Raw genomic sequence first — 16,650 nt, 5'->3', positions numbered from 1 at the left:
GCATTGGAGTAAGGCATGTTCAATAGCAACACACAAGAAATCAAGGAAAACGCAGCAGAGCTGGCTGAAACCGCGCAAGAAGCATTAAGCGACAGCGCAAAAGCGGGTAAGGCATCTGTACGCAAGATTGGCCGCAAGCTGGAAAGCAAGGCTAGGGACAGCAAGAAAGAAGCCATCGCTCTCCTTGAAAGCCTCAAGGACGTACTGGACCCTGATGTCCATGGAAGCACAACCGAGCACGTCATTGAACAACTGACAGAAAACTTCTCATCATGGTCTGAATCACTGGACAAAGAGCTGTCACAAGCCCTCAAGACTAGTCGCACCCAGTCACGCAAATGGCTGCGCAAGCGCTCATTGCTGACGCTATCGCTAGCAGTGGGTGCGGGCGTTCTGGTTGGTTATGCCTTAAGCAAGGATGATTAAGAGTTTGCTGTTCAGTCCTGAACAATCAAGACAATGATTTAGAGGATGGCTTGCAGAGACTGGCAAGCCATCTTAGTATCAAGCACCAGAGAAACCAATGACAAGGAATCGTCAGCACTCATGAAAAAAATATTATTAGTTGATGACCACAACATTGTGCGCCAAGGCCTGCGTAACCTGATTGAGCTGGAATCCGACCTTGAAGTGGCCGGCGAAGCAGCTTCAGGCCTGGAAGCGATCAAGTTGGTGCGCAGCAACCAATACGATGCCATCGTCATGGATATAGCCATGCCCGACAAGAATGGCGTAGATACCTTGCACGACTTACGTCATGTCGCACCAGAGTTACCTGTTTTGATACTCAGTGGTTATGGCGAGGAACAATATGCGCTTAACCTCATGCGCAGCGGTTGCAAAGGTTATTTGTCCAAGGATGCTGACTCGGATGAGATCATCAAGGCCATCCGTACTGTTGCCAATGGCAAACGCTACATTTCGGCAGAGCTGGCCGAACTCATGACCAACGAATTGAGCAACCCTTCCGAGAAGCTGCTGCATGAAACCCTTTCTGATCGTGAATTCCAGGTATTTTTCAAGCTTGCCAGCGGCCTGAGCGCAACGGAAATTGGTGAAGAGCTCTGCATCAGTGTAAAAACGGTGAGCACCTACCGTACCCGCATCATGGAAAAAATGAGCCTCAAAACCAATGCAGACCTGACTTACTATGCGATAAAGAACCAGCTGATTTCATAAAGTCATGCCTGCAATCAACGTCAGAATATGTAGGAATATAGCGGATGGCATCCCCCCCTGCTGCCGGATAGAATTCACAAGCAATGATTATTGAGCCTATGAATACGATCATGAAAGAAAGACATTCTGGGGTGGACACGCACGCAAAAGCCATGAGGGTCTTGCTGGTTGAGGACTCTTCTCTCTTGCGTGAAACCATCATGGATATGCTGTCTGACTGTAGCGGCTTATCCTTTGAAGGTGTGGCATTGAGCCAGGAAGAAGCTATTACCCAACTCTACCAACAGCCATTCGACTTGCTGCTGGTGGATATTGAGCTTGCCCAAGGCAATGGCTTTGAAGTGATCAGGGCCACGCAACAGCCTAACTTTCCATTTCCCCGCCCCGCGTACCTGATCCTGACCAATCATGCTTATCCGCAATATCGCCAAATGGCGAATGCATTGGGCGTGGAGCACTTCTTCGACAAATCAATGGATTTCGACATGGCGATTGAAACGATTGAGGCACAGGCGGCAAAATTTTCGGCCTAGCACGCTCCCTTCCCTCGCCATCTGTCATGGTGTTTATTGGTGAGTTTGTATCTGTTGAGCAATAGATATACGCAATAAGCTAGCGGTCTTAAATATCCCGAGACAGCCCGTGATTTGACAGGCATGTCCTTGCGTGAAAAAATATCTTCACGTTTTTACTGGGCGGAATGTTATCCCAGTATCCATATGATGGGGACGACCCCATCATCACTGATTATCACGGGACGACCCGAGTCATATGAAAGGGTTGTCTATGTCGTGGATATATCTATTGCTAGCAGGCGTGTTCGAGATCGGCTTCACCACCTGCCTGAAAATGTCGGAAAGCTTCAGCAAGCCTTTACCTACTCTAGGCTTTATCTTCTTTACCATCCTGAGTTTTGCCATGTTGACCAAGGCATTGCAAGGCATTCCACTCGGCACGGCTTATGCCATCTGGACCGGCATTGGCGCTTGTGGTACAGCCCTCATCGGCATCTGGCTATTTGGCGATCCAGCGGGCACGCTGCGCATACTGTTCCTGCTGCTATTGATCGCCTCCATCATCGGCCTGAAACTGGTCTCATAAGCTGATTGCCATACCAAGCACGGCAGGGTCAATGATCCTGCCACTCCCGCAATACAGAAGCATCGACCGGAGCTGGGCCAACATGGCGCAGGTAATCATCCTGCAACAAGCGCATACGCAAGGCATCGCGGTAAGAGCCATTGGAGAAAAACTCCTGTTTCAAATGGCCTTCCACCTCAAAGCCGCAAGTTTCATAGATATGAATCGCCGCCTGGTTTTCCTCATCCACCACCAGGTACACCTTATGCAGGTTCAACACCCTGAAAGCATAGCCCACTGCAATACGCGTGGCTGACTTGGCCAACCCCCTGCCCTGGTAATCGGGTGCAATGATGATCTGGAATTCCGCACGTCTATGGATATAGTTAATCTCGACCAGCTCGACTAGCCCTGCAAGCTCCCCATTTTCCAGCTCAATGATGAAGCGCCGCTCGTTCTGGTCATGAATATGCCTGTCATACAACGCTACTAGTTCATCATAGGCTTCATAAGGCTCTTCAAACCAATAGCGCATGATGGTGTCGTTATTGTTGAGTTTGTGCACAAAATGAAGATCATTACGCTCTAGTGGACGCAGATTGATACGGTCAGCCATGATGGCTCCATGATGGAGAGGATGAACTGATTATAACGTGCTTGGCGTCATGAAAAGCCAGTGAGTATGGATCTACGTTATTTGACGGGAGTGACCACCCAACCAGCGCGATTGAGCAAATCTATAATCCCTCGCTCACCGGGCAAGTGCGCAGCACCGACAGCAACAAATACTGACTGCTGGCCTGCAACAGCAGCAATATGCTCAGCCATGTGCATATTACGCTCGTCCAGCAACTTGACGCGCAGCTTCTCCCACAGGCTGGCTGGCAAATCATCTGCTGTCATTTCGGCATCCAGTGCCGCGACCTGATGAATGTCCCCTGACAGATAAGCCTGGATCAATAGCTCAAAATCTTTTTCTTTTTGCGCCTGGCTACGTTTGAGCACACTGCGCAATATCAGCAACTGCTCATCCAATGAAATACTCTCCAATGCCGCAAAATGCGCTTGCGGAGTTTCCAATGCCTTGATCTTTTTACCTGCGCGCTGCGCTTGCAGGTAAAGCTGGATATCCAGGGTATAAGGCGATTGCGCCACGGGCAAATCAAACACCATGGCAAGCAACCACGGCTTCATGTGTGAGACCATCTCATGCGGCAGACCATGAAATTCTGCCGCAGCATACACTTGCTCCAGTTCGGTCTCGGTCAATAGCTGCTCTAAACTACCCGGCATGAGGTAAGGTGACATATCGCCGGAAGGCAAGACTTCCATCATGAACAAGTCGGCTGCTGCCAGCGCTACATTGACAGGCTCTGCCAATGCAGTAACCCTGGCATCATCGACGTGAATGGTGCCAAATAAATAACTGGTCGTGCCATTTTCTGCCTGCACTTTCCACAACATGCCATCGCCTGCAGCCAATGCCACTGCAGAACACCAACAAGCAATGAAAAAAAAGCCTCGCAAGAAGAAATTTGTGAGGCTGTGTTTGCAACGCATACCAAATACCTGGTGTTATGGACGACCAGGCTTGCGCGCTGGCTTGCCGGAGCGCTGGGCCGGGGTATGCTGCTTGCCAGATATAGGTGCACGGCTTGCCGGGCGTGGGGAGGCCGCCACAGGCTTGGCAGCACGGCGGCTGCCATTGGCCTTGGCCTGCTCCTTGGGCAAGATCGGCTGCCAAGCTGGCACCAAGTGCTTCTTACCGTTGCCGATCAAGTCTTCACGGCCCATTTTTTTCAGGGCTTCGCGCAGCATAGGCCAATTATTGGGGTCGTGATAGCGGATAAAAGCCTTGTGCAATCGGCGCACACCACCGGCCTTGGGGATAGGCACGTCTTCACTGTCATGCGTCACCTTACGCAGGGGGTTTTTGCCCGAGTGGTACATGGCCGTGGCCATCGCCATGGGCGTAGGTGTAAACGTCTGCACCTGGTCGAGCTTGAAATCGTATTTCTTCAGCCACAACGCCAGGTTGAGCATATCTTCATCCGTGGTGCCAGGATGCGCCGCAATGAAGTAAGGGATCAGGTATTGCTCCTTACCCGCCTCACGCGAGAATTGCTCGAACATGGCCTTGAACTCGTCATAAGCAGTCATCGCGGGCTTCATCATCTTGGTGAGCACATTCTCTTCGGAATGCTCAGGCGCGATCTTGAGGTAACCGCCCACATGATGTTGCACCAGCTCTTTGACATACTCCGGCGATTTCACTGCAAGATCATAGCGCAGGCCAGAACCAATCTGGATGCGCTTGATGCCAGGAATCGCCCGCGCCTTGCGGTATAGCTGTATCAGGTGCGAATGATCGGTATTGAGGTTTTCGCAGATGCCTGGGAACACGCAGGACAGTTTGCGGCAATTCTTTTCTATCGTCTCGCTCTTGCAGGCAAGACGGTACATATTGGCCGTAGGCCCACCCAAATCGGAGATGGTGCCAGTGAACCCCTCCACCTTGTCGCGCACTTCCTCGATTTCCTTGAGGATGGACGCTTCGGAACGGCTCTGGATAATACGCCCTTCGTGCTCTGTGATTGAGCAGAAAGTACAACCACCAAAGCAACCACGCATGATGTTGACCGAGAACCGTATCATTTCCCAGGCGGGGATACGTTCGTTTTGGTAGGCAGGATGCGGCGTACGGGCATAAGTCAGGTCGTAAACGTAGTCCATCTCCTTGGTGGTCAAGGGAATCGGCGGCGGATTCAGCCAGACTTCGCGGTCACCATGCCTTTGTACCAAGGCGCGAGCATTGCCGGGGTTAGCTTCCAGGTGAAGCACACGCGAAGCATGTGCGTACAACACCGGGTCTTTAGCAACTTCCTCGAATGCCGGCAAGCGGATGAATTGCTTGCTACGTTCAGCCTTGGGCTTGTTCGGTTTGCGTACAATGGTAATCGCCTGCACGCCAGGCTCCAGGCCGCTTTTCGCAGCGGCAGCCGCTGTAGAAGCACAGGATTCACCTGTTTGCTCCATGGCAGGCTCCATCGCATACGGGTCAACCTGCTTGTCGATCTTGCCTGGACGATCCAGCGCAGTGGAAGATACCTCCTCCCATCCCTCGGGCACCTGCTTGCGCAGGTAAGCGGTTCCACGCACATCGGTAATCTCACTCACGAGTTCGCCCTTGGCGATGCGATGGCTGATCTCAACCAATGCCCGCTCCGCGTTGCCGTAAATCAGCAGATCGGCCTTGGAATCCACCAGCACGGAACGCCTGACTTTGTCAGACCAATAGTCATAATGGGCGATGCGACGCAAGGAAGCCTCAATGCTGCCTATCACCAGTGGCACGCCAGGGAAAGCTTCTCGGCAACGCTGGGAATAGACAAGAATGGCGCGATCAGGGCGCTTGCCTGCTACCGCACCAGGTGTATAGGCATCATCGGAACGTATTTTTCTGTCCGCTGTGTAGTGATTCACCATGGAATCCATATTGCCAGCGGTGATACCAAAATACAGGTTAGGCTTACCCAGTTCGCGGAACGGGTCGGCAGATTGCCAATCTGGCTGGGCAATAATACCAACGCGGAAACCCTGAGCCTCCAACAAGCGGCCCACCAGGGCCATGCCGAAACTCGGGTGGTCAATATAAGCATCGCCGGTGACAAGAATAATGTCGCAACTATCCCAGCCCAATTTTTCCATTTCAGCGCGTGTCATGGGTAAAATGGGGGCAGTACCGAAGCGCTTGGCCCAATAAGGGCGATAAGCACTGATTAAACGTGGTGATTCCATAGCGTCGGCATTTTACCTTGTAACGCTGTCACCATGATCAAAACATATGAAAAATTTATAAAATTAACTGATAAATCAGGCAATTATTTCATGATAAGCAAACAAAAGCGTCAATTGGCGCAACAAGCAGGCCGGGGAGCGGCTACCTTGTTATTCACACTGGCATTGCCTGCCCATGCCACCAACGGCTTTAACCTGATCGGTTTTGGTGCTGAGTCACTGTTGATGGGTGGTGCCGATGTCGCGGTGGCTCGCGATAGTTCGGCGATTAATACCAACCCAGCAGGTTTGGCCCAGATCAATGGCAAGGTATTCAATGGTTTTGGCAGCGTATTACGTACCTTGGATTTATCCCACGCGGACCAATACGGCAGTGATGTGCATGCCTCCAACCGCTATACACCACTCGGCGGCGGCGGATACGCTCAATCCATTGCCGATACCAGTTGTGGCGCAGGCGTTGGCACTTTTGTGCAAGGCGGTGCTGGCGGCGTATTCCGCAACGTCAATACAGCACAGGGTAATCAGGATAACTTCTCCGCTAAGTTTGGCATTGCCAAAATCGGCGTGGGTATTGGCTGCCAAGTGACTGAGCGCTTGTCGCTGGGAACGACCATTGGGCTAACTTATGCCAGCATCCAGCAATCCTTGTATCGAGACACGCCCGGCATAGGCGGAATCAAGCTTAAGGATGCCGATGGTGTACGCCCCAATTTCAAGCTTGGCTTGCAATATAAGCTCAGCCCCACGCTCACTTTTGGCGCTGCCTATACTGAAAAAACCAAGCTGCCGTTGACTGGAGGTAGTTTCTCGCTCAATGTCGGCCCTCAAACATTTCAGTATGATGATGCCAAGCTGGAAGGGTTTGCAACGCCTAGAGAAATCGCACTGGGCCTGGCTTGGAAACCAGAGAACGATCTACTCTTGGCTTTCAAGGTCAATTGGATCAATTGGGCTGATGCCATCAAATCCACCACGCTCACAGCAAAACAACCTGACAGTGGTTTTGCGCCAGCACAAATATCTTCCACCAATCGCCTGGACTGGCACAATCAGGTGGTCATCGCATTGGGATTGGCTTATGACATTAATCCCAAGACCACCTTGTATGCGGGCTACAACTATGGCAAAAATCCCATGCCACGTGCCACAACCACGCCATTCATTGCAGGTATCTTGGAACATCATTACACGGCAGGGGCGGCTTATAAATTCACCCCGGAATGGACACTGACCGGAGGTTTTGAATACTCGCCGGTAGTGAAAGTGAACTATAACAATAGTGAAATGCCATTTGGCAATGCCCAGCTGCGCAATGAAGCCTTGTTTTTGCACTTCATGTTAAGCCGGCAATGGCAGTAGCCAAGCTTTTCAGCAGATAAAAAAGGCCGACATTCAGTCGGCCTTTTCTTTAACAGCGCAACAGCTTAGGGCTTCTGCTCCAGTTCAATACTAGAATCAAAGCCAAACACCTTGCCTGCCCAGATAAAAACCACCCAGACCAGCACACCGAATGGCAGGTAGCCAAAGAAACCCAGGAGAGGCATCTCAGCAAAAATGTGGATCACGTTGACGTAAGGAATGTTGTAGATCCAATAGTTCGGATTGGTCTGTAACTCAGGCAACGGATGCGCGCTGCCATAATTCCAAACTTCCCAGAAAAAGCCATTAAATAAGGATGCCAAGGCGACCAGGATCAATGGCGTCCAGTTACCTGTTGCCATGGCACTCACGGGGTTCCATATCTTGAGCTTCATGAGCACGCCTGCCACAACGGCAAATGGCCCAATCCACACCACCCAGAACAAGGGATAAGGCAGGAAGGTCATGAGGAAGATCAGCGCAAAGCCACCCCAGATCAGTAACCACGCGGGCAATGCTAGCTTCGGCCCTTGACTATACCGCGTTGCCAGCTTCGGGCAGGTTTTAAGCAAGGTATACCACTCAAAGATGGCGGGCCAGACGGTAGTGTAAGCAATCAGGAACAATGCCACGATCAAGCCGTGCGACAAACCTGGAATATGCGTATTGGGGTAATACCAATTACCCAGCACGAAATAATCGTAATACTCGAAAAACAACCAGCCGAATACAGAGACCAAGGCACTGATGACAAAGGTCTTGGGCTTGCTTGACAAGAGCGATACGCCATTGTTGCGCCTATAGGTTAGGCCATCCAGCACAAGAATAAACCCCCACCACATTGGACTGAATGCGTAATAGACCAGGCTACCAAATGGTGTCACACGTGCCCACATCAGCCACCAGAAAAACAGAGTAAACGCCGCACCGATCCAGAACCAGATAGGAAAAGGCTTTTTCGCCGGTTGTGGTGATGGCGACACAGGCTGGAAACCAAACCAGGTAGGAAACAGCAAGAAAATCCCAAATGCCAGCTCAACCAAGGCGATCACGACAAATATAGTCAGGTTAAAACCTGGCATAGGCTGGTCATAATCTGGAGGAAATACCCCAAACCCCGGTGGTAGATGGGTTTCAGGATACGCAAACCATGCCGCGATCAGCGGCAATGCCAGGCAGATCAACACCGGCCAAATAAGCGGCCATTTTTTATTCATATTTCTCCCCTTTAGTTGTGATTAAACAGCTGTTTCCCTACTTTTTCTTGTCTGTTGTTCTGCAGCACGCTGACGCTCACGTTTCTGTGCATACATACGCGTGTCTGCCAAATACTTGAGCATGTTGCTGTCACGGCTTTCCATGGCATGGGCTATGCCATAACTCATACCAGCGAATTCAAAACCCTGCTTGCGCAATACCTCGACAGACTTCGCCAAGCATGTTTCCAGTGCATGTACATCGCCTGACGGGCTCGTAATGGCAAACTCATCTCCCCCTATCCGGTGCAGAATGCCTAACTCCGCTAGCGTCTCATTCACTACGCGCGAAAAAGAACGTAACAGCTCATCGCCACGCTTATGACCATAGTTGTCGTTATAAAATTTAAGGCCATCAATATCGATGAAAACCAGCACGCCATCAATCGGCAACGCAGATAACTCTTGATCCAGCGCATAGCGATTGGGCAACTCCGTCAAGGCATCAGTGTGGGCAATTTTCAGGTGGCGTTTTGACAGGGTCAGCGCATTTTCTTTTTCATGGTTAAGCAATGCAAACTGGCGGGCTAATACCAATGCCAGCAAGACCATTTCCACCGTGACTGCCAGCATACCGAAATGCTCAATGTAGAAAGTCTGCGACCCAGTCACCCGAGTATTAGTGATGGAATAGGCACCAATAATGAAAAAAGCAGAGATTGCTCCCAAGTAATATTTGGCAATCAGGTCGCCACGCCACGCCTTTCTAATACCCGCCAGCAAGCCGTAAAGCATGATCAGTCCAACTCCGATACGAGCAAGCTCCAGTGAAATGTGCGGCCAGATCATGGCGATAGGAATAAACAGCGCGAGCAGAAAAATAATGCCACGTCCGACTTTATACAAACGGGAATCAGAATACCTGCGTAAATTCAGCAAATAAATCACGAAACATACATAAGCAATATTCGAGAATAGGACTGGAAAGCTGATCAGGTAAAACCAGTGCAGTGCAAACAAATCCGGCACAATCAGCAGGGCTGTACCGTTGTAGAAAATGTTGCCCAGAATAAATAAGGCATACATGCGATCGGTGGCCTGCTTACGGATATAACCCAGGGCTGCGTAATAGATCGCCAAGATCAACATGGCACCATAAGACACCAGGACAATGGCATTGCCCATCTTGATAGAGCGCTGGTACTCGGTCAGCGTGGTGACATAAGGCTGAGGATGCGCCAGGAAAAATGGGGCACTCACTTCACTCACAAGGATATACTTCCCGGCGGACAGCATGAGATCACGCCCATGGCGCAGCATATAAGGATTCGCTACAGTGGATTGTATGCCGCCCTTGAGGGTGGCAACCTGCTCCCCCGCTGCATTGTAAATATGGTGTGTAAAGCGCCCAACCACGCTGGAACTATCAAAGTCAATGACATAATGTCCAGCCTGTGACAAGACGAAGTCGGCTTTGTAAATGAATTGCCCACCTGTCCTCGCAGGGTGGGAGATAGGCACCAGGTCATCATGGGTATGCTCAATCTTAGTCCAGTCAGCATGCTCGCCCACTGCATACCAAATGCCATCGGCTGCCAAAGGTTGCGCATACGCCAATACAACCTGGCACATCAACAGGCATGATAGCAACCAACGCATGTACCAGCGCTTGCTTGGCATGGCTTTCACGATACACCGCATGAACGCAACCAATCTCCCCTTGAATGAAGCTATTATGAATAGGCCGAATAACTAGTCTCAATATGCATGGCTGAGCATTCTACAATGCTGCCATCAACAAGCATAAAAGTTTTCTTGAGACTTGTCCGAGGTATTGCTCAACGGGCGCATCAACGATGCAAAGCCGAGCAACGAAATACTGCTGTTGAAACATTCCCCATAAAATAGATAATTTTTTATTTATAATCAAACATATGCGTCAATCCAGTATTGCATTGCAACCCAAATGACCGCATCACATTATTCAAGCAAATAACATTCCGCCATTCTAATCACGCGGAATCGATGCTTGCACTGTCGGTTTCCAGCGCCGCAACATCAACGCATTCGTCACCACACTCACTGAACTCAATGCCATCGCAGCACCAGCGACTACCGGGTTTAGCATACCCATAGCAGCCAGCGGCACGCCGATCAGGTTGTAAACAAATGCCCAGAACAGGTTTTGCCGTATCTTGCTGTAAGTACGGCGCGAAATAGCTATCGTATCTGCAACCAACAAGGGGCTAGCCCGCATCAGGGTCACTGCCGCAGTATGCATTGCGACATCCGTACCAGTCGACATGGCAAAACCAATATCCGCAGCCGCAAGTGCGGGAGCATCATTGATACCATCCCCCACCATCGCAACCACATGCCCCTGTTTGCGCAAATTTGCTACTACCTCGGCCTTGGTGCTAGGCAATTGCTCTGCATACACCTCATCCAAGCCCAATTGTTGACCAATTCTCTGGGCACTGGCTGGATTATCGCCCGTCAACAGCAATACCCTGATACCAAGGGCGTGCAGATGTTGTATCGACATGATCGCCTCAGACTTGAGCTCATCACCAAATGCAATGAAGCCCAGCAGCTGTGGCTGCCCCTGTTCATCATCCACCGCAAGCCAGGAAATAGTCAGCCCATTTTCCAGTAATGGAAGCGCCTGCTCTTGCAGGCTATCGATCGATACGCCTGCCTGTTGCATCGCGCGCTGGTTGCCCAACCATACACGCCGACCTTCCACTTTTGCCATCAGGCCACTACCGGGCAATGCCACAGCATCGCTGGCCGCTGGCACTTCCAAACCGGTGACTTGCGCATGTTGCAATACCGCTACAGCCAAAGGGTGATGACTGCCCCGTTCTAGTGCAGCCGCCAGCCTAAGTAACGTTGCCTCTTGCCCCGGTTGGCTGACCGCTTGAATTACACGTGGTTTCCCCACCGTCAGGGTGCCAGTCTTGTCAAAGGCAACCACGTTGATTTTGTGCGATAGCTCCAGCGCATCAGCATCCTTGATCAATATGCCATGGCGCGCAGCCACGCCGGTACCCGCCATGATGGCAGTGGGTGTTGCTAACCCCAACGCACAAGGACAGGCGATCACCAATACGGCAACCGCATTCAGCACAGCCTGCTCCCATTGACCATCATGCCAGGCCCAGCCAAGCAGAGTCAGTGTCGCAATCAATAACACCACGGGTACAAACACGGCACTCACACTATCCACCAAGCGCTGGATAGCCGGTTTACCAAGCTGGGCATCCTCCACCATGCGAATGATGCGTGCCAAGGTGGTCTCCGCACCAATCGCTGTCGTTTCCACCAGCAATACACCATCCAGATTGACAGCGCCACCTGTCACCTTGTCTTGCATACTTTTCTTGATGGGTACGCTTTCACCAGTGAGCATGGATTCATCAATATGGCTGCTACCCTCGCGTATCAGTCCGTCCACCGGCATACGTTCACCGGGCCTCACCAAGACCAGGTCACCCACCACCACCCTGGCCAATGGTATATCTTGTTCCAAGCCATCGCGACGAACGCGTGCGGTATCAGGCCTTAGCGCCTGCAAAGCACGTATCGCTTCAGTAGTCTGGCGCTTGGCACGGCTTTCCAGCCACTTGCCCAGTAGCACCAATGTGATGACTGCGCTACTGGCCTCAAAATATAAATGGATCGAATGTTGCCAGAGCAAATACACAGAAAGCCCATAGGCTGCAGAAGTACCAATTGCGACAAGCAGATCCATATTGCCCGAGAGATTGAGTGCCGCCTTCCAGCCTGCGCGGTAGAACCTGGCACCCAACCAAAACTGCACTGGCGTTGCCAGCAACCACTGCAGCCATCCAGGCAGCATCCAATGCTGCCCGAACAAGATGCCAACCATGGGCAACACCAGCGGCAAGGTGAATATGGCGCCAATCACAACCTGCCATCCATCTCGCGGCAACGCTGCTTGTATAGATGGCGCATCAGGCTTAAGCAGCTGCGCCTGGTAACCAAGCTTGGCAACCGCCTGCTCAATCTGCGGTGCCATGCCGCCATCCACAACTTCTACGTGCGCCTGCTCAGTTGCTAGATTGACACTCGCCTGTTGCACACCAGGTAGTTTATTCAACGACCTTTCAATACGGCCAGCACAAGCTGCACACGTCATACCGCTAATAGCAAAATCTAATTTCTCCAGTGATGGCTGCTTATTCACGCTTAAATCCTCATTGCACTACATTAGCCCAGCAAACTCAATGTGATCGCAGGCCTTGACTCCACCATGCAGTCAAGGTGCATACTATTGGCCCAACATTCGACCAGGAGCCTTTCATGCCGACATTCAAGGTCAACGACATCAGCTGCAATCATTGTGTGCAGGCCATTACCCAGGCAGCACTAGCGATTGATCCGCACGCAAGTGTGGCGGTAGATATTGCCAACAAGACCGTGCAGATCAATAGCGACATTGACGCCTCGCGCTTTCGCGATGCGATCAGCGAAGCAGGTTATACACCTGAATAATGAACACATCCCGATTAGCCGACTAATGCCCTTCATGCCCGTCAGGCTTCTTGATATGTAAGTGACGCCCCTCGACGTTTGCAGCGGGTACCCTGCTCACGGGAACGCCGCTGGCGTCGACTTCATGTGCCACCGTTCCGGGCGGATTCAGGTAATCTCCGGGGTCACTGTAATCTCCAGCCTTCAATCCCGCGCGAACCTTCATGGCCGTGAACATGCCACCCATATGCATATCGCCAAACTGCCCCTTGCCGCTCATCATGGGTAAGGTATTCTCCGGCAGCGGCATTGCCATCTCGCCCATTTCCGCCATGCCACTTTCGCCCATAGGCATGTAATCCGGCAATAGCTGGGTAATCTTGTCGACCAGGCCTCTTTGCTCCACCCCTATCATGGTTGGCACCTGATGCCCCATGGCATTCATGGTATGGTGGCTCTTGTGGCAGTGGAAAGCCCAATCGCCGGGCGCATCCGCGACAAACTCAATCGCCCGCATCTGGCCAACAGCGATATCGGTGGTCACTTCAGGCCAGCGCGCCGCAGGCGGGACCCAGCCACCATCCGTCCCTGTCACGGTAAACTCGTGCCCATGCAAGTGGATTGGATGGTTGGTCATGCTGAGATTGCCTACGCGTATACGTACCCGCTCGTTCAACCCCGCCACCATAGGTGCAATCCCCGGGAATACGCGACTATTGAACGTCCACAAGTTGTGCTCCAGCATGGTCGCCACCTTGGGCGTGTAGCTGCCCGGGTCAATATCATAGGCATTGATGAGGAAAACATAATCCCGGTCCACGCGCATGAAATCGGGATTTTTCGGGTGCGTGACCCAGAAACCCATCATGCCCATCGCCATTTGCACCATTTCATCAGCATGCGGGTGATACATAAAAGTACCGGCACGCTTGGCCTCGAACTCATAGACAAACGTCTTGCCCGACGGGATTGCTGGCTGCGTGAGCCCGCTTACGCCATCCATGCCATTTGGCAGCCGCTGTCCATGCCAGTGGACACTAGTCGCCTCCGGCAAGCGGTTGGTGACATAGATACGTACCCGGTCTCCCTCGACCACCTCAATGGTAGGCCCTGGGCTTTGGCCGTTATACCCCCACAAATTGGCGGTCATGCCCGGTGCAATTTCGCGGACCACGGGCTCTGCCACTAAATGAAATTCCTTGACGCCATCCCGCATACGCCATGGCAGGCTCCACCCATTCAACGTCACCACTGGATGAAAAGGCCTACCATTGCCAGGCGCATGTGGCACCTGGGTTTCTGCGCTGCCCATGCTGGCAATTTCTGGCAGGGCCGCCATTGCCACCTTGCTAACCGTGCCCGCAGCCACAGCAGCCGCTCCTAGCCTGAAAAAATCTCGGCGATTCAACATTACTCTCCCCTTCCATCCACATCCAGGGATGCCGCAGGCCCCATGGTCGCCATCGCTAAGCTGGCGTCAGCCAGCCAAAAATCACGCATGGCATGGATATATTGATTAACGCTGCCGATCTGCTCCCGTGCGCCTGCTAGTAGCTCAAATGCGCTGACCAGCATACCGTTGTAGCGCAACTGACTCTCTTGCAACATGCGCTGGCGCAGCGGCACGATCTCATCCTGGACATGGCGCGCTATGTCATACCGTACGCGATAACGCATATAAGCGGCCCTGACCTCAGTCTCGGCATCAATCGCTGTTTGTGCCGTACGTTCAAGTGCCTGGGTATAAATAGCCTCGGCACGCTTTACGCGCGCACTGCCCCAATCAAATAAGGGCAGCTCAAAACCCAGGGTGATGCCTTTTTTGTAAGCCTCGCCGCGCCTGCCTTCCAGCACACGTGCTGGCCCAATATCCAGCACATTAATCAGGCGCGTGGTCTTGCTTAGGCCCAACTGCTTGGCGAGCGCATCCACCTCGGCACGCATCGCCAGCAAATCCAGCCTTTGCAGAAAAGCCTGCTGCTGTACCTGCAAAAGATCATCCCCCGTCGCCGGTAAATCAGGCAAGCGTGGTGGCAATGTAAAAAGATCGCTATTTCCCAACCCGAGCAGGCGTGACAACCGTTCACGCGCCATGCGCTGGTGCTCGCGCGCTGCGGCATACTCCAGCGCAGCGTCGGCATAAAAGCCTTGTTCACGTGCCTGATCCAGCTTGCTCCAGTTGCCTTGCTGATACATGCGCCGTGCCAACTCTGCCGCAGCTTCCGCTGCCTGCATCACCTGCGCAGCATAAAGCGAAGATTGCTCTGCCGCGACGGCCTCAATCCAGGCTTGGCGAGTTGCCTGCGCCAAGGCCAGCACTTGCAGGCTGACTTCACGCTTGGCTTGCTCGAAGCGCTGCTGCTCCACGGCCTTGGCCTGCGGCATTGTCAACAGAGCAAATACATTGAAAGTAAAGGACTGTTCTATTTTGTAGTCGCCATCATGACGCGTATACAGCATGGAAAAGCGTGGGTTGGGCAAGCGCCCGGCCTGCACCAAGTCCGCCTCAGCAATACCAAGTTCGGCCAAGCCAGCTTTTAGCCCACGGTTATTCAACAACGCTAATTGCCAGGCCTCGTCCATACCCAAGGGCTTGGCGAGTAACTCATGCACACGCTGCTGTGCAATCGCCTTGCCAGCACCATCCAGTGCCACATCCTGTTTCAGGCGTTGGGAAACCATGGATTGCACATCATCCATGCCGCCATCACGGCTAAACGTCGCGCACCCTGAAAGCAGGCTGCTGATCACGACAACACAGAGCATCGCCCGCCTCGATATTAACTGCGCCATGATTACTCTCCGTGTTGCATATGCTGGTGATCATGGTGTTCAGCATGCTGGTGGTGCTCATGCTCTACATCATGTCCTTGATGCATATCGTGTCCGGCATGCGGATCTGTTAATTCAGTTTGCTTGGCATCGCCGGATTTTTGGCCATGGTCGAATTTCTGGTATTGCTGCAGCACAGGCTCATATTGCAAAGTCTGGCCCGGATTGATGTCAGCCCCTAGTGCTGCAACAGGCAGCGCAAGGCAAAGACAGCATAAAGCTGAGAAGATGATATTGAATCGCATAATACTCTCCATTGACGATGTGGTGCTTGCTTGATGACGACAAGCAGCTTAAGACAGGGCCGCAAAAACAGCGGCTATCGCAACAATCTAGCTGGAGAACGAAATGGGTGGGCGCTGCAATTGCGCCAAGGCAGGTGGGAAATAAATCAGGTTGAACGCATCCATCACTGGATGAGGCGGCGCATCAGGCATCACCATCGGGATAGAAATGGGCAAGACACTGAAGCATGACAGGCAATCATGGCAGTTTCTGCAATCATCCCCATGTTGCTGATAGCCATTCTCGTGCTGCGCATCGGCATGCTTGGCGTGATGCTGGTGCGCATTCATCTGCATCGTCGCAGGGGCAGCAGCCTCGGGCAAATGCAGGCTGGCACTGGCCATAGCGGTATCTGCCAGGAATACGGCCAAGAGCAACATGACAAGAAAGCGATAGAGACGCATGGAAGGAAAATAGCACA

General features: G+C 52.3%; 16 protein-coding genes. 6 read left to right on the top strand and 10 right to left on the bottom strand.

The features are described from left to right. The first annotated feature begins 15 nt into the window (after nucleotides 1–15). The 4 genes from ACIKP9_RS01375 (at nucleotide 16) to ACIKP9_RS01360 (ending at nucleotide 2,280) form a co-directional block, all read left to right on the top strand. Complete coding sequence (locus tag ACIKP9_RS01375) at nucleotides 16–426, top strand: hypothetical protein (protein WP_400878295.1); 411 nt, start codon at nucleotides 16–18, stop codon at nucleotides 424–426. A gap of 120 nt (nucleotides 427–546) precedes the next feature. Continuing rightward, nucleotides 547–1,179: a response regulator transcription factor gene (locus tag ACIKP9_RS01370; protein ID WP_309564886.1), complete on the top strand. Its 633-nt coding sequence runs from the start codon at nucleotides 547–549 to the stop codon at nucleotides 1,177–1,179. Between the two features lie 110 nt (nucleotides 1,180–1,289). Next, entirely contained in the window at nucleotides 1,290–1,712 is a 423-nt protein-coding gene (locus ACIKP9_RS01365; RefSeq protein ID WP_400878291.1) for a response regulator, read from the top strand. A gap of 253 nt (nucleotides 1,713–1,965) precedes the next feature. Next, the gene (locus ACIKP9_RS01360; RefSeq protein WP_400878288.1) at nucleotides 1,966–2,280 is read left to right on the top strand and encodes a DMT family transporter; all 315 of its coding nucleotides are present in this window, start codon (nucleotides 1,966–1,968) and stop codon (nucleotides 2,278–2,280) included. A gap of 28 nt (nucleotides 2,281–2,308) precedes the next feature. Here the strand turns inward: ACIKP9_RS01360 and speG are convergent, their stop codons facing one another. From speG to ACIKP9_RS01345, 3 genes are all read right to left on the bottom strand, one after another. Next, entirely contained in the window at nucleotides 2,309–2,875 is a 567-nt protein-coding gene (gene speG / locus ACIKP9_RS01355) for a spermidine N1-acetyltransferase (RefSeq protein ID WP_400878285.1), read from the bottom strand. A 77-nt stretch (nucleotides 2,876–2,952) separates the two neighbouring features. Next, nucleotides 2,953–3,747 carry a TraB/GumN family protein gene (locus tag ACIKP9_RS01350; RefSeq protein WP_400878282.1) on the bottom strand — a complete coding sequence of 265 codons (795 nt, stop codon included), beginning with the start codon at nucleotides 3,745–3,747 and terminating at the stop codon, nucleotides 2,953–2,955. Nucleotides 3,748–3,834: 87 nt separating this feature from the next. Beyond that, nucleotides 3,835–6,057: a YgiQ family radical SAM protein gene (locus ACIKP9_RS01345; RefSeq protein ID WP_400878280.1), complete on the bottom strand. Its 2,223-nt coding sequence runs from the start codon at nucleotides 6,055–6,057 to the stop codon at nucleotides 3,835–3,837. Between the two features lie 90 nt (nucleotides 6,058–6,147). Between ACIKP9_RS01345 and ACIKP9_RS01340 the strand changes: the two genes are divergently transcribed. Continuing rightward, entirely contained in the window at nucleotides 6,148–7,419 is a 1,272-nt protein-coding gene (locus ACIKP9_RS01340; RefSeq protein ID WP_400878277.1) for an OmpP1/FadL family transporter, read from the top strand. Between the two features lie 65 nt (nucleotides 7,420–7,484). On the opposite strand, the gene ACIKP9_RS01335 is transcribed toward ACIKP9_RS01340, so the two are convergent. The 3 genes from ACIKP9_RS01335 to ACIKP9_RS01325 all read right to left on the bottom strand — a co-directional run bounded on the left by ACIKP9_RS01335 (nucleotide 7,485) and on the right by ACIKP9_RS01325 (nucleotide 12,825). Continuing rightward, on the bottom strand, nucleotides 7,485–8,636 hold the full coding sequence (locus tag ACIKP9_RS01335) for a mechanosensitive ion channel protein MscS (RefSeq protein ID WP_400878275.1): 1,152 nt from the start codon (nucleotides 8,634–8,636) through the stop codon (nucleotides 7,485–7,487). Between the two features lie 21 nt (nucleotides 8,637–8,657). Continuing rightward, nucleotides 8,658–10,316 (bottom strand): GGDEF domain-containing protein, encoded by a 1,659-nt coding sequence (locus ACIKP9_RS01330; protein WP_400878272.1) that lies wholly within the window; start codon nucleotides 10,314–10,316, stop codon nucleotides 8,658–8,660. 307 nt (nucleotides 10,317–10,623) lie between these two features. Then, the gene (locus ACIKP9_RS01325) at nucleotides 10,624–12,825 is read right to left on the bottom strand and encodes a heavy metal translocating P-type ATPase (protein WP_400878269.1); all 2,202 of its coding nucleotides are present in this window, start codon (nucleotides 12,823–12,825) and stop codon (nucleotides 10,624–10,626) included. 116 nt (nucleotides 12,826–12,941) lie between these two features. On the opposite strand from ACIKP9_RS01325, the gene ACIKP9_RS01320 reads away from it, so the two are divergent. Then, nucleotides 12,942–13,133, top strand: a complete 192-nt coding sequence (locus tag ACIKP9_RS01320) for a heavy-metal-associated domain-containing protein (protein WP_400878267.1) — start codon at nucleotides 12,942–12,944, stop codon at nucleotides 13,131–13,133. Between the two features lie 22 nt (nucleotides 13,134–13,155). Here ACIKP9_RS01320 and ACIKP9_RS01315 read toward each other — a convergent pair whose 3' ends face one another. The 4 genes from ACIKP9_RS01315 to ACIKP9_RS01300 form a co-directional block, all read right to left on the bottom strand. Continuing rightward, a complete protein-coding gene (locus ACIKP9_RS01315; protein WP_400878264.1) occupies nucleotides 13,156–14,523 on the bottom strand; it encodes a multicopper oxidase family protein in 1,368 nt (455 codons plus the stop codon). Beyond that, nucleotides 14,523–15,905 (bottom strand): TolC family protein, encoded by a 1,383-nt coding sequence (locus tag ACIKP9_RS01310; RefSeq protein WP_400878261.1) that lies wholly within the window; start codon nucleotides 15,903–15,905, stop codon nucleotides 14,523–14,525. The genes ACIKP9_RS01315 and ACIKP9_RS01310 overlap by 1 nt, the downstream gene beginning before the upstream one ends. Before the next feature lie 2 nt (nucleotides 15,906–15,907). Continuing rightward, nucleotides 15,908–16,189 (bottom strand): hypothetical protein, encoded by a 282-nt coding sequence (locus ACIKP9_RS01305; protein ID WP_400878259.1) that lies wholly within the window; start codon nucleotides 16,187–16,189, stop codon nucleotides 15,908–15,910. Nucleotides 16,190–16,276: 87 nt separating this feature from the next. After that, entirely contained in the window at nucleotides 16,277–16,633 is a 357-nt protein-coding gene (locus ACIKP9_RS01300) for a hypothetical protein (RefSeq protein ID WP_400878257.1), read from the bottom strand. Nucleotides 16,634–16,650 lie beyond the last annotated feature (17 nt).

The organism is Methylobacillus methanolivorans (genome assembly GCF_044751345.1).
GTDB classification, from domain to species: domain Bacteria; phylum Pseudomonadota; class Gammaproteobacteria; order Burkholderiales; family Methylophilaceae; genus Methylobacillus; species Methylobacillus methanolivorans.
Note: the sequence above shows the minus strand (reverse complement) of the source record. Positions and strands in the feature narration are given on the sequence as shown.